At 71.2% G+C, this 21,789-nt stretch carries 16 protein-coding genes; 6 read left to right on the forward strand and 10 right to left on the reverse strand.

All coding sequences use genetic code 11. From position 1 onward, the window contains the following. Window positions 1–399 precede the first annotated feature (399 nt). Window positions 400–828 (reverse strand): protein-tyrosine phosphatase family protein, encoded by a 429-nt coding sequence (locus K340_RS0110390; RefSeq protein WP_029136652.1) that lies wholly within the window; start codon window positions 826–828, stop codon window positions 400–402. Window positions 829–937: 109 nt separating this feature from the next. Here K340_RS0110390 and pepN point away from each other — a divergent pair, with 109 nt between their 5' ends. Then, window positions 938–3,601 carry an aminopeptidase N gene (pepN, locus tag K340_RS0110395; RefSeq protein WP_029136653.1) on the forward strand — a complete coding sequence of 888 codons (2,664 nt, stop codon included), beginning with the start codon at window positions 938–940 and terminating at the stop codon, window positions 3,599–3,601. Window positions 3,602–3,635: 34 nt separating this feature from the next. Then, window positions 3,636–4,496: an LLM class flavin-dependent oxidoreductase gene (locus tag K340_RS0110400; RefSeq protein ID WP_029136654.1), complete on the forward strand. Its 861-nt coding sequence runs from the start codon at window positions 3,636–3,638 to the stop codon at window positions 4,494–4,496. Window positions 4,497–4,524: 28 nt separating this feature from the next. Here K340_RS0110400 and K340_RS34135 read toward each other — a convergent pair whose 3' ends face one another. The 5 genes from K340_RS34135 to K340_RS0110425 form a co-directional block, all read right to left on the reverse strand. Continuing rightward, window positions 4,525–5,694, reverse strand: a complete 1,170-nt coding sequence (locus K340_RS34135; protein WP_029136655.1) for a hypothetical protein — start codon at window positions 5,692–5,694, stop codon at window positions 4,525–4,527. Then, window positions 5,691–6,374 (reverse strand): RNA polymerase sigma factor SigM, encoded by a 684-nt coding sequence (gene sigM / locus K340_RS29105; RefSeq protein ID WP_084614256.1) that lies wholly within the window; start codon window positions 6,372–6,374, stop codon window positions 5,691–5,693. The genes K340_RS34135 and sigM overlap by 4 nt, the downstream gene beginning before the upstream one ends. A gap of 87 nt (window positions 6,375–6,461) precedes the next feature. Next, complete coding sequence (murJ, locus tag K340_RS34140) at window positions 6,462–10,334, reverse strand: murein biosynthesis integral membrane protein MurJ (protein WP_154674180.1); 3,873 nt, start codon at window positions 10,332–10,334, stop codon at window positions 6,462–6,464. A gap of 67 nt (window positions 10,335–10,401) precedes the next feature. Further along, entirely contained in the window at window positions 10,402–13,014 is a 2,613-nt protein-coding gene (locus K340_RS0110420) for a DUF6049 family protein (RefSeq protein WP_029136656.1), read from the reverse strand. Window positions 13,015–13,122: 108 nt separating this feature from the next. After that, a complete protein-coding gene (locus K340_RS0110425) occupies window positions 13,123–13,587 on the reverse strand; it encodes an NUDIX hydrolase (protein ID WP_029136657.1) in 465 nt (154 codons plus the stop codon). A gap of 377 nt (window positions 13,588–13,964) precedes the next feature. Here K340_RS0110425 and K340_RS0110430 point away from each other — a divergent pair, with 377 nt between their 5' ends. Then, the gene (locus tag K340_RS0110430; protein WP_029136658.1) at window positions 13,965–15,431 is read left to right on the forward strand and encodes a CCA tRNA nucleotidyltransferase; all 1,467 of its coding nucleotides are present in this window, start codon (window positions 13,965–13,967) and stop codon (window positions 15,429–15,431) included. A gap of 34 nt (window positions 15,432–15,465) precedes the next feature. On the opposite strand, the gene K340_RS0110435 is transcribed toward K340_RS0110430, so the two are convergent. Next, window positions 15,466–15,924, reverse strand: coding sequence for a MarR family winged helix-turn-helix transcriptional regulator (locus K340_RS0110435; RefSeq protein ID WP_029136659.1), 459 nt, complete (start codon window positions 15,922–15,924; stop codon window positions 15,466–15,468). 63 nt (window positions 15,925–15,987) lie between these two features. On the opposite strand from K340_RS0110435, the gene K340_RS0110440 reads away from it, so the two are divergent. Continuing rightward, the gene (locus K340_RS0110440) at window positions 15,988–16,356 is read left to right on the forward strand and encodes a VOC family protein (protein WP_029136660.1); all 369 of its coding nucleotides are present in this window, start codon (window positions 15,988–15,990) and stop codon (window positions 16,354–16,356) included. 118 nt (window positions 16,357–16,474) lie between these two features. Here the strand turns inward: K340_RS0110440 and K340_RS0110445 are convergent, their stop codons facing one another. Beyond that, window positions 16,475–16,903, reverse strand: coding sequence for a hypothetical protein (locus tag K340_RS0110445; protein ID WP_029136661.1), 429 nt, complete (start codon window positions 16,901–16,903; stop codon window positions 16,475–16,477). Then, window positions 16,903–18,678, reverse strand: coding sequence for an eCIS core domain-containing protein (locus K340_RS34145; protein ID WP_084614257.1), 1,776 nt, complete (start codon window positions 18,676–18,678; stop codon window positions 16,903–16,905). The genes K340_RS0110445 and K340_RS34145 overlap by 1 nt, the downstream gene beginning before the upstream one ends. Before the next feature lie 252 nt (window positions 18,679–18,930). Between K340_RS34145 and K340_RS36625 the strand changes: the two genes are divergently transcribed. Next, window positions 18,931–19,905 carry a hypothetical protein gene (locus tag K340_RS36625; RefSeq protein WP_211229372.1) on the forward strand — a complete coding sequence of 325 codons (975 nt, stop codon included), beginning with the start codon at window positions 18,931–18,933 and terminating at the stop codon, window positions 19,903–19,905. A gap of 25 nt (window positions 19,906–19,930) precedes the next feature. Here K340_RS36625 and K340_RS0110460 read toward each other — a convergent pair whose 3' ends face one another. After that, the gene (locus K340_RS0110460; protein WP_029136663.1) at window positions 19,931–20,638 is read right to left on the reverse strand and encodes a DinB family protein; all 708 of its coding nucleotides are present in this window, start codon (window positions 20,636–20,638) and stop codon (window positions 19,931–19,933) included. A gap of 109 nt (window positions 20,639–20,747) precedes the next feature. On the opposite strand from K340_RS0110460, the gene K340_RS0110465 reads away from it, so the two are divergent. Next, a complete protein-coding gene (locus K340_RS0110465; RefSeq protein ID WP_029136664.1) occupies window positions 20,748–21,701 on the forward strand; it encodes an ABC transporter ATP-binding protein in 954 nt (317 codons plus the stop codon). Window positions 21,702–21,789 lie beyond the last annotated feature (88 nt).

Below are 21,789 nucleotides of genomic sequence, written 5' to 3' on the forward strand. Positions count from 1 at the left end.
CGACGCTCTTCCGTCGTTCGGTGCGGACCCGGCGGGCCACGCGGATGGCCTCCATGTCACGTCGGTTCTGCTTCTGTCGGTCGCGGGCCAGGTCTTCGTACATCCAGTGCAATGCGGCGCTCCGGGGACTCTCGTGATGGGTTTCGTCGTCGATGTCTGTGTTGGTCCTCTCCGGTCGATAGATGAGACCTCAAGTGGCGCAACAAACTTCTTCGGGATGCTGGCTTCAGGGTGGGAGCTCGGGTGGACCTCGGGAGCGGACGGTGACGGGTTTCGGGCGCGCAGGCGTTGGCAGTCCCTTCGAAGGGGTGGCTGGGGGGCGACCGACAAACATACCTCTTGGCGTCGGTCGACGGAAGGCCTGCCGGCCGCTGATGCCCGGCCAGGTCGACCGGCGGATCACCCGAAGGGGGTCACGAACTTCCGCTGTGATCGGGTTTCGACCGCACGTGCGTCGTAATGCCGGCGCACATATTCGACCGCCGCCACGGCCGGCACCCCGTCCAGGACGGCGAGGCAGGCGAGCGCCGTGCCGGTGCGGCCGTGGCCACCGGCGCAGGCGACCTCCACCCGTTCGTCGGTGGACCGGCGCCAGAGCTCGGCCAGCGCATCGCGGGCATCCCGCGGGTCCGAAGGCAGCCGGAAGTCCGGCCAGTGCACCCAGCGTGACGGCCAGTCCAGCGGTGCGGGCCGCCGGCCGAGCAGGTACAGCCCGAACTGTGGCGGTGGCCCGATCGGCATTGGCCTGCTGAGTCCGCGGCCCCGAACCAGCCGGCCGGACGGCAGCGCCAGCACGCCGGCAGCGGTAGCGTCCCAGCCGTCCATCACGGGCACGCTACCCGCGCGGCGGCGACGGACCGGCGACACAGCGGCGACGGAGCAGCGACCGACCGACGACGGCGCTGCCGCCCCTGTCCGGGGTGCTTGACTGGAGCCGATGAGTACCGCGAACCTCACCCGGACCGAGACCGCCCGCCGCGCCGAGCTCGTCGGTGACCTGCGGCAACTGGTCGAGCTCGACCTGACCGCAGCGGCCGATCCGGCCGTCGGCACCTTCGGCTCCCGCAGCACCCTGCGGTTCAGCGGAGTTCCCGGCGAGCACACCTGGGTTGATCTGATCGCCGACGGCCTCGGGTCGGCAATCCTGAACGGCGTGCCGCTGGACGTCGCCGACTATGACGGCGCCCGGCTGCCGATCGGCCCGCTGGCTGCGGAGAACCAGCTGGTGGTGCAGGCGGCCTGCAGGTACAGCGTCACCGGCGAGGGCCTGCACCGTTTCCGCGACCCTGAGGACGGCAACACCTACCTCTACAGCCACTTCGAACCGACCGACTCACGGCGGATGTTCAGCTGCTTCGAGCAGCCGGACCTCAAGGGCCGCTTCACCTTCCGCGTCACTGCACCGGCCGACTGGCAGGTGCTGTCGAACCAGCCGGAGTCCGGACGGGAGCCGGTGGGCGATGACGTCGCGACGGTGAGCTTCGCCGTCAGCCCGCCGTTGTCCAGCTACCTCACCGCGGTGGCCGCCGGCCCCTACCACCGGGTCGACGACGGCTGGTCGACAGCCCGTCAGGACGGCAGCAGCCAGCAGATCGAGCTCGCGCTGTTGTGTCGCGCCTCGATGGCGCAGCACCTGGCCGCCGCCGACATTCTCACCGTCACCAAGCAGGGTCTGGACTTCTACGACCGGGAGTTCGGCTACCCGTACCCGTGGGGGAAGTACCACCAGATCTTCGTGCCGGAGTACAACATCGGCGCGATGGAGAACCCGGGGCTGGTCACCTTCACCGAGGATTACCTGCCGCGTGGCTCGGCGACCCGGCCGGAACGGGAGGCCAGGGCGAACACCATCCTGCACGAGATGGCGCACATGTGGTTCGGCGACCTGGTCACCCCGCAGTGGTGGGACGACCTGTGGCTCAAGGAGAGTTTCGCCGACTACATGGGCACCCACGTCAACTCGGTGGCGACCGAGTTCACCGATGCCTGGACGCCGTTCGCCGCCCGCCGCAAGGCCTGGGCCTACCTGCAGGACCAGCTGCCGACCACCCATCCGATCGTTGCCACCATCGACGACGTGGAGGCGGCCCGGCAGAACTTCGACGGCATCACCTACGCCAAGGGTGCGTCAGTGCTCAAGCAGCTGGTCGCCTATGTCGGCGAGCCGGCGTTCTTCGCCGCCGCCCGCCGGTACTTCGCCGAGCACGCATTCGGCAACACCAGACTGCCGGACCTGTTGGCCGCGTTGACCTCCGAGTGCGACCGCGACCTTCAGGCCTGGTCGGTGCAGTGGCTGCAGACCGCCGGGATCTCGGAGCTCACGCCGGTGCTCACTCGCGGCGCCGACGGTCGGCTCACCGAGCTGGTCATCGAGCAGCGGGCCACCGACCCGACCACCGGCGAGCCGAACCTGCGTCCGCACCGGCTGGTGGTCGGCCTGTACGAGCTGGTCTCCGGCCGGCTCACCCGCACCGAGCGGATCGAACTGGACGTGGTCGGCGGGCGAACCCCGGTGCCCGACGCGGTCGGCAGCGACCCGGCGCTGGTGCTGGTCAACGACGACGACCTGACCTACGCCAAGGTGCGGCTCGCCGCTGACGCACTGCCGACGCTGCGCACGCACCTGTCGACCATCGACAGCAGCCTGTCCAGGGCAATCGTCACCTCGGCACTGTGGAACGCCACCCGGGATGCGCTGCTGCCGGCGGCCGACTACCTGCAGCTGGTCGGGGCGCAGTTGCGGGACGAGCCGGACCTCGGGCTGCTGCGTGGCCTGATCGGCAATGCGCAGATCGCCGTCGAGCGCTACCTGCCGGCGGCCGACCGGCCAGCGGCGCGGGCCGCGCTGCTGGCCGCGATCCGACAGCGCCTCGACGCTGCTGCCGCCGGTTCGGAGCTGCAGCTGCTCCTGGCCCGTAGCTTCCCGGCGGTCGCCGCCACGGTGCCGGCCGCGGCACCGCAGGTCCGCGGGTTGCTGGCGGGCAGCGAGGGACTGACCGGGCTGACGATCGACCCGGATCTGCGGTGGCAGCTCTGGCAGGCGCTGGCTGCCGTCGGCAGCGCCACCGAGGCCGAGCTGGCCGCGGTGCTGGCGCAGGACAACACCATGAGCGGCCGTACCGCGCACCTGCAGGCGGTGACCAGCCGCACCGGTCGCAAGGACAGCGATTGGGCCCGGATGACCACCGACAGCTCGCTGACCAACGACCAGCTCGGCGCGATGATCACCGGCTTCACCCAGCCGCTCGGCGCGGGCGAGCGGCACGACTTCGTGCAGCCGTACTTCGCCATGCTGATCGACATCTGGCGGCATCGCTCACAGGTGATGGCCAGCATGCTGGCCGAGGACCTGTTCCCCGGCGGCGACCTACGGCCGGGCACCGCGGCCGACGGCCGGGACAACCTCGCCACCTCGCCGGCGGACGGCGTCGGCCCAGCTACGCCGATGGGGCAACATCCGGTGTTGGCCGAGGCCCACGGTTGGCTGGCTGCGCACCGGGACGCGCCGAATGCGTTGCGCCGCATCGTGATCGAGCGGACAGACGAGCTGGAGCGGGCGTTGCGCGCCCAGCAGGCCGGCACCGCGTCGGACGCCGGCTAGCGCCTGGGCACCGACAAGGGCGAGGATGACGGACATGGATATTGGCATCGGACTCCCGAACACCGTCCCCGGCGTCGATCGCGCCGGCATCGTCGATTGGGCGCGGCGCAGCGAACAGGCGGGCTTCGCCTCGCTGGGCACCATCGACCGGCTGGTCTATTCGAACTACGAATCGCTGATCGCGCTGGCCGCTGCCGCGGCCGTCACCGAGCGGATCAGGCTCACCACCGACGTGCTGCTCGCCCCGCTGCACGGCACCGCGCTGCTGGCCAAGCAGGCCGCCACCATCGACAGCCTCTCGAACGGCCGGCTGGTGCTGGGCATGGCAGTCGGTGGGCGGGAGGACGACTACCGGGCCGCCGGTGTCGACTTCCGTTCTCGCGGCAAGGTTTTCGACCGCCAGCTGGAAGAGCTCAGCGCGCACTGGGGCGGGGAGACCGGCGTCGGTCCTGCGCCCGCCGCCGGCCGGCCGCAGCTGTTGATCGGCGGCGGGAACGCCAAGTCCTACCAGCGGGTCGCCCGCTATGCCGACGGCTGGACGATGGGCGGCGGCACCCCGGACATGGTCGCCGGAGCGCTCCCCGAGCTGACCGCCGCCTGGGCGGAGCAGGGACGCGAGGGCAAACCGCGGGTCGTGGTGCTCTGCTACTACGCGCTGGGTGACGACGCCGAACAGCAGGCCCGCGACGACCTCGGGCACTACTACGCGTTCCTCGGCGACTACGCCGAGATGATCATCGGCAGTGCCGCCAAGGACGCCGACACCATCGGCCAGTACGTCGCGGGCTTCGCGGCCGCCGGGGTCGACGAGCTGATCCTGTTCCCGACCTCGGCCGACCCGGCGCAGGTCGAACTGCTGGCCGAAGCGGTGCCGGCCGGCCTGCTGGCCGGATAACCGCAGTTGAACCCGCGAACCGGGCGGGTCAGCGGGTGACGACCTGGCTGTCCAGGGTGTCGGCGGCGCCGTCGGTGCCACACTTCTCGCCGACCACCACCACATCGACCTTGGTGTTGTTCTCCTGCTTCACCGCGATCGCGTAGGCCGGCTTGCCCTGGTAGGTCACCTGGGTGATCCCGGAGATGTCGCGGGGGTCGATGCCGTTCGCGCCGAGGCAGGCGGCCTGGGTGACCGGGTTCGCGAGCGGACCGCCGGGCGTCATGTTGCCCTCGATCTGGTCCAGCGAATCGCCCAACTTGCCCGGCTCCAGCACCAGTGCCTGCGGGGCATCGCCGTTGTTACCGGCCCCAGGGGCGGGCACGCCGGTCTGGATCGTGACGGTCTCGGTCGGCGCCGCGCTGCCGGCGACATTGTTGCCGTTGCCGGAGGTCAGCGAGATTGCCGTCACCGCGCCGATCGCCACCACTGCCGCGGCGGCCAGCAGCCCGCCGGTCCAGCGCCGGCGTTTGGCGCGCTGCGCTTCGAGCGAGCCGACCCGGCTGGGTCCGGTCGGACCCGACGGTGCGGCAGCGCGCGGCGGGCGCCCGTCGGCCGGCCGGTTCCCGGTGGCGGTGCGCAGGTCGGTGATGTTCGCGGCCGGGCCACCCGGTTCGGTGGCCGGCGCCGGGGTTGCTGCGGCCGGTGCCGGAATCCCTGCCGTGGGGCGCGGCCCGCCGGGCAACACGGCCGGGATGACGGGCTGTCGACGGGGCGGATGCACCGGCCGGGCGGAGCCGACCTGGCGCGGTAGCTGGGCGCCGACGGCGCCCGGCCCGGCAGTGGCCGCTCCCGGCCGCAGGAGCGCGCCGAGGTGCCCGCGGATGACGTCTGTCCCACCGGCCCCTGGTCCGTTCGCGCTACCGGCCGATCCGGATCCGACGCCGGCCGGGGTCGCCGGCGTCAGTGCTGCGTATTCCGCGGCCAGCGCCGCGTCGAGCCGCTTCACCACCGACTCCGGCATGGTCAACGCGGGCATCAGGGACAACCCGTCGACCGTGCTGTCCAACGCGGCCAGGATCGCCGCCCCCTGTGGGTCGTCCGCGATCAGCCGGCGGAGTTCGGCGGTCTGCTCTGGTGGGAACACGCCTGCGTGGACGTCAGCGACGACGTCGACGTCCCAGGGTGGCCCGTACGGGCCCTGGAACTCGGTGGTCATGGGGTGCTCCCTCGATGCGCATGCGGCGCCGCTCCTCCCCCGACCCGGCCCGTCGGGGGTCCAGATCCGGATGCGGCTTTCGAAGCTTCGACGCCGCTCGAGGAGTCTTGGTTCCGTAGGTGCCCGAGTAGCACGGCAAGTTTCGCGCGCCCCCGAGCGCAGCGACTCTTCACCGTCCCCTCGGCCACCTCGAGCATGCGCGCCACTTCGGCCACTGGGTAACCTTCGATATCCACCAACACGATGGCCGCCCGCTGTTCGTCGGGCAGCGTCGCCAGCGCATCGGTGATGTCCATCTGCAGTTCCCGGTCGGCCATCGCGTCCCGCGGCGCGGCCAACACGGCGGGATCGCCGGGAGTCCCTGACCCCTCCTCGGGCAACGGGACGGTCGGCCGGACCTGCTTGCGGCGGATCCGGTCAAGGCAGGCATTCACCACGATCCGGTGCAACCAGGTGGTGACGGCCGACTCGGCGCGGAACCGGGCGGCCGCCCGAAAGGCCGAGATCAGCGCCTCCTGGACGGCGTCCGCGGCCTCCTCCGGATCACGCAGGGTGCGCAACGCCACCGCCCACATCCGGTCCCGGTGCCTGGCGACGAGTTCACCGAACGCGCCCGAGTCGCCGGCCACGTGAGCGGCGATCAGGTCGGCGTCGGAACGCCCGGAATCGAGGACTGGCACCCCGAGAGCCTAACGGGCTCCACCGCGAGGGTCGAAAGAGATCAACTCCGGCCCGGGCCGGCGCCGCCTGACCGGGCCGCGGCCGGGTCAGTTTCCGTTCACCACGATCTCGCCGATCTTCGCCTGGTAGGTGTTCCCCGAACCCGGGATCTGGGTGAGGAAGACCAGCAGATACGGCGATTTCGGCGCCCCGCTGACCGGGATGGCCGCCGGTCCGCCGGCCACCGTTCCTGAACCCACGACCGTGGTGCCGGCCAGTGGTCCGGGGTCCATCCCGCCGGCCGTGCGGATCTCGACCGTCATCTCGCCGGCGCCCTCGGGCACGGTGATCTCGACCGACTGCGGGGTGACGTCGCGCTCGAACTGCAACACCACGCCGACTCCGACCTTGTAGCCGCCCTCGGCCTTCGGCTTGAACTGCTGCTTGTAGACCCAGGTGAGCCATTCGGTTGACGGGTCGCCGTCGTACAGTCGGTCCCGCAGGTCCTCGTAGTCCTTGGACCCCTGCCCCTCCGGGTCGTAGATCGCCGAGCCGATGATCTTGACCTTCTTGGCGGCCGGTGCCGTCGTGGTGGCGCTGCCGGCCGACGAACTGTTGCCGGTCGGGCCGCTGCTGCCCTGCCCGCCGGCGGGCTTGGCCGTGGTCGCGGACACCGTGGGCTGCGAGGACTCGGCCAGCTGGTCGAATCCGGCGGCGTTCGACTCGTTGATCCCGGTCAGCGCGTTCTTCGCCAGCGTCGCCACGATGATCAGCATCAGCGCGACGAACACCGCCATCAGCGAAGCGGCCAGACCCAGCTTGACCCGGCGCTCCTTGCGGAGCTTGCGATCGGCAGGCGACATGGTCGGCGGCGGCGGTTCGGGCGCGGGTCGCCCGGGACCGGCCGGTGCGCCGGCGAACGCGCTGATCCCGGCCGACGGTGCGGGCTCGGGAGAGCGCAGCAGGGTGGCCAGGGCGCCGACCGCGTGTATTCCGTTGGGGTCCTCCGGGTGCAGAGCCCGTTCGGTGAGGTCGGCCAACGGCGCCGGGACCTCCTCGTTCGCCTCGTCGGCCGGAATCTCCCGGCCGTTCCGGTGCGGCGCCGCCTTCAGGTTCGCTCCGGGCACCATCGGAACCTGCTCGCCGGCCGGCCAGGTGCCGGTCAACATCAGGTACAGCACCGCACCGAGCGCCCGGATGTCCTCATCGGGGGTGGCGGCGGCATGGGCGATGACGTGGGAGAACCGGACCTGGCCGTCGACGTTGACCCGCACCAGCGACGGGCTGATCGAGCCGAGGGACAGGCCATTGCGGTGGGCCTCCGCCACCGCCTCACTGATCTTGCCGGCGATCGAACTGGCGACCGCCGGTTCCAGCGGTCCGCGGGCCAGCAGGTCGGTGAGCGTCGCCCCGTCCACCCATTGCCCGACGACGAAGGTTTGCCCACGGTCGGTACCCAGGTCCAGGGTCTGCGGCAGGCCGATGTGATGCAGCCGCCCGGCCCGCAGGGTGCGAGCGACGGTGGCTGACGTGCCCGACGAATCGGGCAGCAGGGTGACGGCCATGTCCCGCGGCAGCACGGTGTCCTTCGCCCGCCAGAACCGGTTGCCGGCGGCGTCCACCGCCACCTGGCTGACCAGCCGGTAGCGGCCGCCGATGGTGACGCCGGGCGCCGGAGGCGCCTCGTCGGCCGGGGGGCGGGCCGATTCGGATCCGGGCGGCGGCGGGATCGACACGGTCTCGTCGGCGCCGCTGTCCGTCGGTGTCGTCGGCGCATCCGTGGGTGTCGTCGGTGCATCCGTGGGTGTCGGCGGTGCGTCCGTGGGTGTCGGCGGTGCGTCCGTGGGCGTCGGCGGAGCGTCGGCCGGCGTCGCCTCGTCGGCCGGCGGACGGGCCGGCTCGGATCCAGGGGGGACGGAAACCACCGGGTCGGACTCCTGACTGTCGGGAACCGGCGCCCGGGCCGGGCGCGCTGGTGCGGTGTGCGTCATCGATGGTGCCACCTGCGGAACGGAAGTCGGTGACGGCGCCGCTGCCGCAACGCCGTCGGACACCACCGGCCGCGGCCCGAAGCCGAGCGCCGCCGCGATCCGTCGGCGCAGCGGATCCACCTCGGGAAGCCGCACCACCAGCATGGCCGGGACCAGCACGATCAGCCCCACCGCCCCGCCGACGAGTAACCGGATGATCGCGCCGGAAGCGCCGACCGGTTCGCTCATCCGGCCCACCACCCACCAGGCGGCGACGCCTGCCAACCCGGCGGCCAGCGTCATCTTGAGCACCGTCAGCAGCAGCCGACCGGTGCCCATCGCGCCGAACCGGGCCCGCAGCCAGGCCTCGCCGACCACCGCGCCGACCAGGTACGAGGCGGTGGTGGCGACGGCGATGCCGGGGGCGATCAGATCGGTGCGCAGGTTCGCGCAGAGCAGGATCAACGGAATCCGCACGGCGACCATCACGGCGTTGATCAGTGTCGGGGTGCGGGCGTCCTTCATCGCGTAGAAGACCCGCATCTGCACCAGGGTGACGGCCAGCGGCACCAGGCCGAGGGCGAACCCGGCCAGCGTGCCGCCGATCATCGCCGAACCGGCCGCGTCCACCTTGCCGTAGCGGGTGGTGATCACCGCGAGCGGCCCGGACAGCGCCAGCATCGCCACCGCCACCGGCATCAACGCGATGGCCGACAGCCGGTTGGCCAGCGAGGCGTCGTCCTTGACCGACTCGATGTCGCCGTTGGCGGCGTGCCGGCTCATCCGCGGCATGATCGCCGTCAGCACCGAGACACCGAGAATGCCGTACGGCAGCTGGAACAGCATGGAGGCGAACGAGTAGCCGGACAGCGCGCCGGCCACCTTCTCGGTGAACACCCTGGTGGTCACGACGAACGAGACCGCAGAGATCAGTGCGTAGGCGATCGACCAGAGCATCAGCCCGCCGGCCTCGGCGAGCCGCTGGTCGCCACCCCAGCGCCAGCGGAACCGGAAGCCGGAGCGCAGCAGCGAGGGCAGCATGACGGCGGCCTGCACCACGATGCCGGCCGTCGTGCCGAGACCGAGCAACAGCAGTTGCGGTGCCGTCAGCCCGGTGGTGCTGATCCCGCCCATCGACCCCAGCACGATCGCCACGGCGATCACCACCAGGTTGTTCGCCAGCGGTGCCCAGGCCGGGGCGGCGAAGCGCTCCTTGGTGTTGAGGATGGCGCCGAACAGCGCCGCGATGCCGTAGAAGAAGATCTGCGGCAGCAACAGCCGGGCGAGCCGGGTGGTCAGCTCCGGGTCGGCGTGGCTGCTGTCGGAGCTGTAGATGGCGGTGAAGACCGGCGCCGCCAACACCGCCAACACGGTGACGACGATCAGCCCGACCAGGGCCATCGTCATCAGTCGTTGGGTGTAGGCCTGACCGCCGTCGGGATCGGCCCTGGCCCGCGACAGCAGCGGGATGGCCACCGAGGTGAGGACGCCGCCGATCACCAGCTCGAAGACGATGTTGGGCAGCGTGTTGGCCAGGTTGTACGAGTCGTTGACCAGGGTCAGTCCGATGACGCCGAGCAGCAGCGCCTTGGCGATGAACCCGGTGATCCGGCTGGCCAAGGTGGCCACCGCCATCATCGCGCCGGCCCGGACAACACCGCCGGTCCTGGCGGTCCGCATCGGTTCGTCGTCCGGCCCGCCCCGGGCAGCGCCGTCGCCGTCGTCGGGCCCGCCCGGCGGGCGATCATCGACCACCACCCGCGGAGTCGTCGCAGTGATGTCGACTTCATCGGTGATCCGCTGGATCAGGACGGTGGCGTCCTCCTGACCGGGGAAGAACGGCACCTGGAACGGCCCTGGGTTCGGGCTCAGGTACGGGCCCACGTTCTGCCTCGGCTGCGGTGGCGGGCCGGCAGCCGGTGGAGCATCGTCGCGGGCGTGCCGTGGCCCGGGTCGGCCGGCCGCGCTCTGCTCGGGACGGCGTTCCCAGGGGCCGCGCGGAATCGTCACGACCCCGTCCCGCTCGTCCCTCGCGGGTTGGCGTCGTTCAGCGCTGATGGTTCCCTGGCACGCTCGTTCACGACTCCTCACCCTCCTCCGGGTCGCTGGCGCTGGCGATGATCGAGCCGGCCGCCGGCGGTGGCGGCGGCTCCGCCTGCTGGGCGGCCGCGGCGGCGATCCGGTCGCGCCGGGCCTTCCACCGCTGCCAGATCCGTAGCGCCACCATCAACAACAACACACCGCCGGCCACCGAGATCAGGATGATGGTCAACGCGCCGTAGGCGTTCGACCTGATCTTCAGCGGGACCGGGTCGTTCCATTCCTGGCCGTCCGGCCCGATCAGCTGGGCCGAAACCAGAAACGTACCGGCTCGGCTGACGGTTGCCGGGATCTGCAGTTGTCGGGTGGTGTCGGCGGCCAGCGTCAGCCAGTCCTGCGGCGGGGTGCTGAGGCCGGCCTGCTGCCCGCCGTCGATCCGGACCTTCACCTTGACCGGGAACGGCAGCGTGTTCTGGACGGTCAGGACCAGCGGCGAATCCGATGAGGCCAGCGTGTACGAGCCGACCGTCGGTCGGATCGACACCCCGGCCCGCAGGTGCGCGATGGTCGCATCGACGGTGGACAGCACGGCATCGCCGGGGCTGCGGTCGACCCGCAGCGAGGTCGAGGTGAGCGGGGCCAACGAGGCCTTCAGCTCGGCGATCAGGGCAGCTGCCCCGGGATCCGGCGTTGCCGGCAGCGCCGCGGCGAGCAGGTCGAGTTCGGTCTGCGCGTCCCGCACCCGGCGCAGGTAACCGGCATCGAGCAGGGAGGCCTGCTCGGCGGCCGGCAGGGCGACGGTCAGCGCGGGGGCCCGGGGGTCGGAGCGGACCGCAGCGGTGAGGCTCGGTAGGTCGGCCGGCGCCACCGATCCATCGCCGGCCAGCGCGGACAGGGCGCCGCCGAGATCGTCAAGGCCGGCGGCCGCGACCACCTGGTCCGGCATCCGCAGCACGATCCGCTGGTCGCCGTCGAACGATCGGCGGGCCAGCAGCGCCACCACCGAGTTCAGGGCCAGCGCGCCGGTCCCCGAGCTGGGATGGATGACCTGATCCAGCACCGTCTGCAGATCCGAATCGTCGAGCAGGGCGGGCAGTTCGGCGCCGACCGCGGTGCTCGCCAGCCCGACGCCGCCGCCGTCGTCGCCGCTCAGACCGGCCGCGGACAGCAGGACGGAGCCGTAACCCGCGGCCCGGTACCCGTCCAGCGTCGCGGCATCGGTGACGGCGTTCGGCGGCAGCGCCACATCGTCGATCAGCTGCTGGCTGCCCAGCACCCTGGCGGCCACCTGCCGGCCGGTGGCGGCCGACGTGGTGAAGGAGTCGCCGGAGCGCACCAGCGCGGCGGTGTCCGGGTTCGAGTACGGCAGCACCAGCACCTGGGTCCCGGCGGCCAGCTCGCGCAGCCGGCCGAGGAACGCTGCGGCCGCTGCCGCGCCGGTGCCGGCGACGGTGTTCGGCGCCGCTTCTGTCGCCCCGGCGGCCGCGGTCGACCCGGTGGCCGCGTCGGTCGCGGTCTGGTCTGACGCGGCAGGGGCTGACGCCGGGGACGACCCGGCCGCGCCGGCGGTCGCCGGTACGCCGCCGGATACCGCAGGCTCGGACATCGCGGTGCCGGACGAGGCGGTATCGGTCTCGCTCTGCCCGCCCGCGCTGCCGGTGGTCGCGGCCGTGGTGGTCGGGGCCGGCGTGGGCACCTGGGTGATCGGTCCCTGCACGGTGCCCGGTCGCTGCACCCGGTACCCCTTGCTCATCGCGTCCAGTTCGTCCAGCAGCAACGGGTCGACCGCCAGCGTCGCGGTGCCGGCCGGCAGATGGGCGTTGGCCAGCGCATCGACCCGGTCCGCCAGCACGTGGCCGGGCGAGATGTCGGTGGCCAGCGAGTCGTCCAGGAACACCCCGCCGACGCCGCGGTGCGGGCGTGAGGTGAGCGGCCAGATCAGTCCGAACGGGACCGCGGCGCGGGCTGCGGGCGCCGCGGGCGCGGTGGCGGCCGTGCCGGGCACCGCCGGCACCGAGGTGACGGTGATCAGCACGTGCAACTCGCCCAGCCGGGCCTCCTTCTGTTCCCCGTCATCGGAGATCACCCCGTTGACGTTGACCATCAGCGGATAGACGCCTGGATGGGAGATGCGCAGGCTGTCGACCCCCTGGCCGACGATGGTGGTGGCCGCCGCGAGGTTGGTGCGGGCGCCGGGGTCGATCCGGTCGGCCAGCTTGACCCAGTCGCCGGTGATCACCTCGGTCGGCGTCGACGGGGTGTCGATCTCCTTCTGGACGGCAGCGGAGCTGGTCAGCGCCGCGCCGCGCTGCAGCCGGAAGATCAGGCCGGTCACCGGTACCTCGGCGGTGTTCGTCACCGCGGCGCGGATGGCCAGCGCATTCCCGCTGCGGGTGGTGACCACCGACGGCGTCAGCGCGGTGAGCATGAACTGCAGGGTGTCGGCGAAGATGCCCGACGGGGCGGCCGTGCTACCTCTGTCGGCCGTGGTGCCCGGCGTGCCGGCGGCGGCCGGCGGGACAACCGCGCTACGTCTGTCGACCGCTCCGACCGTCGTGCCGGCAGCTGCTGCGGGCAGGCCGGCGAACAGCAGGGGTGCCGCCAGCGCCAGCACCAGCGCGATCACCGCCGCGAGGCGGCCCGCCCTCACGCTGTCTCCCCCTGGCTCGTCCCTGGCTCGTTGCCGCCGCTGCGTGCCGACGGTTCGTCCCCGCGGTTCGCTGCGGCCCGGCGTTCCGCGCCCGTCATGCAAGCTCGCTCACGCGTCGTCCGCCAACATGTCGGTGGCCTTGCGGACCAGCCGCCGTTCGCCGGCGTAGGCAAGGCGTTCGTCGAGTTCCTGCAGCGGGACCCAGGCCACCTCGGTCACCTCGACGTCCTCGTCGGACAGCTCGCCGCCGACGGCCTCCATCAGATAGTGGTGCACCCGTTTGTGCACCCGCCGGCCCTCAACGGTGAAGGTGTAGTCGACGCTGCCCAGCCGGGCCGTGATCCGGCCGTCGATGCCGGTCTCCTCGGCCACCTCGCGGACCGCCGCCTGCTCGGTGGTCTCGCCCCGTTCGACGTGACCCTTGGGGAGCGACCAGCGCAGCCTGCCGCGCCGGTCGAGCCGGCCGATCAGCGCGCCGGCCCGCACACCGTCCGCGAATCGGACCACCAGGCCGCCCGCCGAGGTCTCGTCCGCCCGGCGCCGCCGGGGTCGAGAGCGTGCAGAAGCGGGCATTCGTCCGATGGTAGTGGGGCGCCCTGGGTGCCCCGGTCGGCTCACCGACTCAACGCTGGCCGTTCGCGCCGCCGGTGACGCGGTGCCCGAGCTCGCGACCGTGGTGTCCTTTGCGACGTCTCGGTGCCCTCGGGTCGGGAAATCATCCGGCCTCGGGATCCTTTGCGACGTCTCGGTGCCCTCCGGTCGGGAGATCATCCGGCCTCGGGATCCTTTGCGACGTCTCGGTGCCCTCCGGGAGGGAAATCATCCGGCCTCGGGATCTTTTGCGACGTCTCGGTGCCCTCCGGTCGCGCTCGGCGGGCCGAGCGTGCGTCCGACTGCCCGTAGAATCGCCCAACGTGTCTGATCCGCCCCCGACTCCAGGCCGGCCGGCCGTGCAACCACCTGATCAGCCGGCGGCCGATGCCGCCCGGCTGACCCGTGCCCAACAGGATGCGGTGGCCGAACTGCTGCGCATCTCGCCGGTGGCCGACGATCTGGGGAAACTGTTCCAGCGCAGCGGCTTCCAGCTGCATCTGGTGGGCGGGTCGGTCCGCGACGCGCTGCTCGGCGTGCTCGGCAACGATCTTGACTTCACCACCGACGCCCGGCCGGCGCAGATCCTCGACCTGGTCAGGGACTGGGGCGATTCGGTCTGGGAGACCGGGATCGAGTTCGGCACTGTCGGGGTGGGCAAGGCCGGCTTCGTCATCGAGATCACCACTTTCCGCAGTGATCAGTACGACGGCGACTCCCGCAACCCGGTGGTCACCTTCGGCGACACCCTGGACCACGACCTGCAGCGCAGGGACTTCACCGTCAACGCCATGGCGGTATCGCTGCCGGCGCACGAATTCACCGACCCGTTCGGCGGCCTGCGCGATCTGGCCGCGGGTCGGCTGGACACCCCGGCCGCTCCGGAGCAGAGCTTCGGTGACGACCCGCTGCGGATGCTCCGCGCGGTCCGGTTCACCTCCCAGCTCCGGGTCACCCCGACGGCCAGGGTGGTCGCCGCGATGACCGACATGGCACCGCAGCTGGCCAGGATCACCGTCGAGCGGGTGCAGGTTGAACTGCGCAAGCTGATGCTCACCGCCAACCCCAGGGCCGGGCTGACCCTGATGGTGGACACCGGACTGGCCGAGCTGGTGCTGCCCGAGCTGCCGGCGCTGAAGCTGGAACGCGACGAGCACCACCAGCACAAGGACGTCTACCAGCACAGCCTGACCGTGCTGGAGCAGGCGATGGCCCAGGAGGATCCGGCGGAGGGGGCCGACGAGACCCTGCGCTGGGCGGCATTGCTGCACGACATCGGCAAGCCGGCCACCCGCAGATTCGAGCCCGACGGCGGTGTCAGCTTCCACCACCACGAGGTGGTCGGCGCGAAGCTGGTGCGCAAACGCCTGCGCGCCTTGAAGTTTCCGAAGAATCTCACCGAGGACATCGCTGACCTGACGTTCCTGCACCTGCGGTTCCACGGGTATGCCGGTGGCGAGTGGACGGACTCGGCAGTCCGCCGGTACGTGACCGACGCCGGCGAGCTACTGCCCAGGCTGCACAAGCTGGTGCGGGCCGACTGCACCACCCGCAACAAGCGGCGGCGGGCGGCGCTGCAGGGCGCCTACGACTCGCTGGAGCGGCGGATCGCCGAACTCGCGGCGGCCGAGGACCTGGCCAGGGTGCGCCCGGACCTGGACGGCAACGCGATCATGCAGCTGCTGAACATTCCGCCGGGGCCGCTGGTCGGCCGGGCCTGGTCGTTCCTCAAGGAGTTGCGGCTGGAACGCGGGCCGCTGGATCCGGCGGACGCCGAGGTTGAACTGCTGGCCTGGGCGAAAAGGGAAGGCCTCGGAACGCCGTAGCCGGGTGCCTGATCAGACGGACGCCGGCCACGACTCACCCGCGCGCGTCCTGGTCCTTCAGGGAACCGATCATGCTCTGCAGAGCGGTGAACGCAGCCGACTGCTGGGCCTGCGTCATCCCGCTCAGCATCCTCACCTCGACGGATCGGACGGCAGCGGTCGCCGTCGCGAGGCTTCGCCGACCGCGTGGCGTGAGCCGCGTGGGCAGAACCTTCCCCACGGGCGCCTCGGCCGGCCTGGTCACGTACCCGTCCCGTTCCAAGGCCTGCAGCAGCACGTTCATCGACTGCCTGGTGACGAACGCACCTCGCGCAAGCTCGGAGTTGGACAGACCCGGGCGTTGAGCCAGCAGCTCGAGGCAGGAGTAGTGCGTCACGGTCATCCCGAGCGGCCGCAGCACTGCGTCCATGGCGGCGCGAAGGGCGCTCGAGGCCTCCTTCAGCAGGTAGCCGAGCGAGGTCTCCAGATCGATACCCGGTCCGTCTTGACTCATGTCAGCATTCTGACATAAATTGATTGGTGTCAGAAAACTGACACGACAAGAAGGAGTATCACCATGCCTGCCACCGGCCCCGACTTCATTTCCCTGCAGGCGCGCGATCTCGACGCCTCGCAGGCGTTCTACGAGCAGTACCTCGGCCTCGTCCGCTCTCCGGCGGGCCCTCCCCATGCTGTCGTCTTCGAGACGAAGCCGATCGCGTTCGCACTGCGAGACATCGTTCCGGGCACCGATCTGGCGTCCGTTGCCCAGCCCGGCATCGGTGCCGCGATCTGGCTCCATGCCACCGACGTCCAGGCCATTCACGATGCGCTCGTCGCCGACGGCCACCCGATCGTGTCCGCACCGATCGACGGACCCTTCGGCCGGACGTTCACCTTCGCCGACCCCGACGGCTACCAGATCACCCTCCACGACCGCGCCTGATCGTTCGCCCGCTCACCCGGTGCTGATGGGTCGTTCGATCTCGTCGAAGACCCGGTCCACCAGCGGGTCCGGTTCGGTCGCGTCACCTTCGTACAGGCGACGCGCGATCAGGACTGGCTCAGCGGACGAACTTCGGTGGCTTCCGGTAGATCCGGCGACGGTAGTCCCGGCCGGTGGTCGGCGGGAACAGCTCGACGAACCCGATCGCGCCGTTGTCCTCCGACCAGGCGACGCCCTGGTCGGCGACCACGTGCAGCGAGGCGGTCTTGCCCTCCCTGGACGGAAGTTCGTCACCGGCGGTCCCGAGTGCGGTGCGCAGCGATTCGTCGTCCAGCCCTGTTGGGAGGGCGGCATCGCCGAGGTAGATCAGCACCAGTTCCTCGCCGCGCAGGTAGAGACAGCCGCCGCCCGGGGTGTCGATGGCGTCCAGGCCGGTCATCCCCTGGTACGCGAAACCCGTTGCGCGGCTGGCGGTGTCGGCGCCGGTCAGGGTGGCCGCCACGCTCAGCGGTGCGCCTGGCAGGCCGAGCATCTCATCGAGGGTCATCAGCTGGCCGTCAGCACCGGGACGTCGCCGGAGGTATCAGCACCGATGGTTGTCGTCGGGTCCTGACGGCCGGCCGTGGGCTGGGTGGGGGTGACGATCGGGGTCGAGGCGCCCGGATCGGTGTCGCTCGGGGCGGCGATCGGTCCGCCGGACGGCGGAGACTCGCTGCCGGGCTCGCCGGCCGCATCGTCGGCAGCGGCATCTGCCTGGGCGGGCGTCCAGCCGGCCACCTCGGCCGCCATGAACGCCTCCCGCTTCGGCGCCACCTTCTTCAACTGCGGCCGGTTGACGAAGAACATCGCGGTCGATTCGCAGATGTCCTCCTTCGCGTTCGTCTCGCCGTAATCCGTCGGCGGCGGTTCCATATTGTCCAGACCGCTGGCGGTGAAGGTGTTCTTCCAGTACTTCATCTCTGCCAACCACTTGTCCAGCACCCGTGGCACCACAAGACCGTGTGCCATCTCGTGGATCGCGGTTGCGGTGAGGCTGGTGTCGACGTCGCTCTTGGTCTTTCCCTCGGCGACGAAACTGGTGTCCGTGTACTTGGTGCCGGCCTCGAACAGGCCGAGGCTCGAACTGCCCTTGAAGTACTCACCGACCGTGCTCGACTCGAGCTTGCCCTTGGCGACGTTCCGGTTGATCGCCTTCTTCATCTTGCCGATGGTGGTGACGCCCTGCACCTCGGCGGACAGCGACGAGCCGGCCCTTGCCGCGCCGAGAATCGGGGCGTAGCTGACCAGCGCGGTGCGCAGCGCTCGCAGCTCCGACATCCGCCACACCCCGGCGGCGACCTTGTTGAGCACCTTCGCGGCGACCTTGGTGTACTGGGCCTTCAGTCCAGCGACCGCTGTCGCGGAGGACAGGTCGATGCCGTAGGTGTCCTTCAGCAGCTTCACGATGGCGGCGGCCTCTGCCTCGTCGGCCTCCTTCTCCACCCGGACCCGTTCGGCCCCGAGGTCGATGGTGCGTGGATATTTGACCTTCTTCACCTTGGGGGTTGTCGAGGGAGCTGGACCTTCGGAAGCCGAGCCGCCGGAGGCTGAGCTCTTCGAACCCCTGCTCCACGGCCAGCGACGCAGTACCGCAGCCTCGTCCCGGCCGGCCTCCGCGGACCGGCGCAATGCCGTCAGCACCGTTTCCGGAGTGCGGTCCGTGGCGACCTCCGTTCGGCCGGGCGTGACGGCCGCCGTGCGCCGCAGCGCGCTCATCACGCCGTCCGCCATCCGGTCGGCGGCCGCCTCTGCCGGATCGTTGGCGCGACCGACCGTCAGCGGGCCGGCGCTGCCGCGGTCGGCACCCGATTGCTGCGCCGCGACGTGACTCACCTCGTGCGCCAACATCCGTTGCCCGGCGGCCGAGCTGGGCCGGTAGCGACCGGGGGCGAAGTAGATGTCTTGGCCGTGGGTGAATGCGGCGGCCTGGACGGCGCCGGCCAGCCGGCCGGCGTCCGGATCGGCGTGCACCCGCACTCCGGACAGGTCGACGCCCAGCTGCTGTCCCATCGGGCCCGCGAGCTGCTGCGGCAGCGGCTGCCCGCCTCCGCGCCGGCGACGGAGGGCCTGCACCACCGTGTCCGGTGCCTCGGTTCCACCCAGCGGATCGTCCGACGGTTGGCGGCGGAGCCGGCCCAACACCGTTCCGGGCACCGGCGCCGGCGCACGCAGGGCGGCACCGACCGGGTTCGCCCCCGTCGGATCCCCCTGGGCCGGGTCGAGCCGATCACGCGGATGGGCGGCCCGCTGCTCGTTCCGGTGAACGGTAGCGAAGTGCGGCATGCCGGATCCTCCCGTGACTGATCGTCGCCAGGAGTCGCGGCACCAGAGATCGGCAGCGGATTCAGCCGGCTGGAATCCACGTTAATCACCCATTTGGTACATCGGCAAGTCCCCAGGAGAGTGGTCATGGTCGTCGACCTCCCGCTCCGGGCCCCGGAACCGGGCTTCGATCCGTACCGTCCGAACCGAGTCGACAGGGTGCGGTTTTCGGGGCGCCCAGTCCCACGCACAACACGGGAAGGCAGTTCCGCGATGGCGAGCAGCAGTGCACAGGTCGGGCCGGGCGATGAGCTGACCTACATCTTCGGTGGTACCGACTACTCCGGAAAGCCGGACGTGGACGTGGACGGCGACGGCACCCTCGACGGAATCCGGCTCGACTTCGACGGTTCCGGCCACCGGGACTCGATCGCCTACGACTCGGACGGTGACGGCGCGGTGGACACCATCCTGGTGTCGTCGAGGCACGACGGCACCTACGACACCGCCTATTACGACCACTCCGGCAACGGCGCCTGGGACACGGCCGAATCGGTGTCGATGCAGCTCGGACCCCCGGATGACGAACCGGGTCAGGCCGACGGCCCGGACGCGACGGGCGTCACCCTGAGCTATTCGTTCGGCGACAGCCACACGCCGACCCAGATCTACACCGGCCTGGCCGATACCGACGTCGACGGCGACGGAGTGGCCGACGGGATCGCGCTCGATTTCGACGGCTCCGGTCACCGGGACGCCGTCGCGTACGACTCGGACGGTGACGGCACCGTGGACACCATCCTGGTGTCGTCGAAGCACGACGGCACGTTCGACGTCGCCTACCACGACCCGGCCGGCAACGGCCACTGGAACCTCGCCGAGCCGATCACCGGCGATCCGGCGGATGCCCGCCCGGCGGGTACGGGCGCCGCTGACGACTCCGGGCAAACCCCGGACGAGCCAACGGATCCGGCCGCCGGAGCCGAGGCGTCCGACCCGGGTGCGATCGCCGGCGCGGACGGTTCGGATCACCGGGACCATCCCGGCCGCACCGACGACCCGGGAACAGGTGCGTCCGACGCCGGCGACGACGCCGACCCGTCGACGGTGACCACCGAGGGTCCGGCGGACCAGGCGCCGGATGATGGCGCCGGCCTCGAGACGGGCTACCAGACCGGCAGCGATGACGACCCGTACGCGCACCTCGCCGACGATGTGGTCGACACCAACGACTGGCACTTCGGCTGAACCGCAACTCGGCGACGGCCGGACCTCAGGCACCCAGCAGATCGAGGTCCCGGCGGCAAAAGCTGTGGTGCGCCCACTCCTCGTCGAGGACGGTACTCAGGCACTGTCGCACCGACCGGCCGCGGGCGTAGGGCGGCCAACCGGGGCCATCGGGGATCGGGGCCGGCGCGTCGAGCTGCTCCCGGGTCACGGCGGCCAGCCAGTCCTGCAGCTCAGTAGCCTGTGTGCGTCGCACCGCGAGCACCTCGTCGAGCGTCGGCGTCGCGTCCGGATCGAGGCCCTGCCCCTCGCGGTCGGGAACGAAGTCCGTCGCCAGCCCCAGCGCGGTGAACGGCGCGGTCGATCCGAGACAGCAACGGCGGAACCACGAGTCGTGGACGAACACCAGGTGCCGCAGGGTTTGCACGGCCGACCATTCGCCGTTGACGCCGCGGTGCTCGATGCCGGGAGTGCGCCGCATTCGCTCGACCGTCGCCGCCCACTCGGCATCCAGCTGCCGGCGGCCCTCGCGAAGCTCGGCCGGGTCATCGGACCGGATCAACAACCGGACCGGATGACGCCGGTCGAGTTCGGCCTCGACGAAGCCGGTCACCTCGACGCCGTTGACCACCAGATTGGTGACCAGGCCGTCGATCTCGGCGTCCTGCATGACCACGCCGACCAGCCGGGCCTCGCTCATATCGCACTCGCGGAATTCCGCGCCCCGCAGATCTTCGTCCTCGAATCGTCGCATGCACGCACTGTAGGAATGCTGTCCGACACCGGAGCCTGAGGTCGACGCGACGCTCGTCACCCGGACTTGACGTCTCCCCCATTGGTAAGGTTAGCCTTGCCTGGTGACGATGACCGCGCCCGCTCCCGGCAGCCATGCCGCCCGGCTGCCCGCAGCCGCCGCCTCGAACCGGTCGGCCGCCGGCGGGCTGGCCGGCCGCAGCCTGACCCTCGGCTACCGGACCGGCACCGTTGTCCACGCTGCAGATGTGGCGATCGAGCCGGGTGTCGTCACCGCACTGGTCGGTCCGAACGGCAGCGGCAAGTCGACACTGTTGCGAGCCCTGGCCCGGCTGCACACCGCCGAGTCCGGTCAGGTCGTGCTGACCGGCGGCCCTGCCGTCACCGGCGACCGTGCCGTAACCGGCGACCGTGCCGTTGCCGGCGACCGTGCCGTAGCCGGCGACCGTGCCGTAGCCGGGGACACAGATGCCCTGGCACTGAGCCGTCGCGCTTTCGCCCAGCGGGTTGCACTGCTCACCCAGCAGCGACCCACCCCGGACGGGGTCACGGTCCGCGACCTGGTCGGCTTCGGCCGGAACCCGCACCAGGGTCGCTTCCGCCGGCAGGATCCCGCCGGCCCGGCCATCGTCGAGCGGTCGATGTGGGCGGCCGGGGTCGCGGACCTGGCCGAGTGCCGGGTGGACGAACTCTCGGGTGGGCAGATCCAGCGGGTCTGGCTCGCGTCGTGCCTCGCCCAGGACACCGCGGTGCTGCTGCTGGACGAACCGACCAACCACCTCGATCTGCGTTACCAGGCCGAGATGCTCGACCTGATCGGCGATCTGGCGGCCGGCGGGGTGGCTGTCGGGGTGGTGTTGCACGACCTCAACCATGCCGCCGAGGTGGCCGATCGGGTAGTGCTGCTGGCCGCCGGCCGGGTGATCGCCGACGGGTCACCCGCCGAGGTACTGACTGCCAATCGGCTCACCGACGTGTACCAGGTGCCGATCGCGGTGCACACGGATCCGGCCACCGGCGTCCTGACCACCCGTCCGCTGCGGCGCACCCGAACCGACCGCTGAGCCGGGCCCGATTACCCGTCATTCCCGTCAACCCGTTGGGCATGCCCAGTCGAGCCGGTGCGCCGCACCGGCCGGCCGAGAACCAGGA

Source organism: Nakamurella lactea DSM 19367, assembly GCF_000426645.1.
Lineage (GTDB): Bacteria > Actinomycetota > Actinomycetes > Mycobacteriales > Nakamurellaceae > Nakamurella > Nakamurella lactea.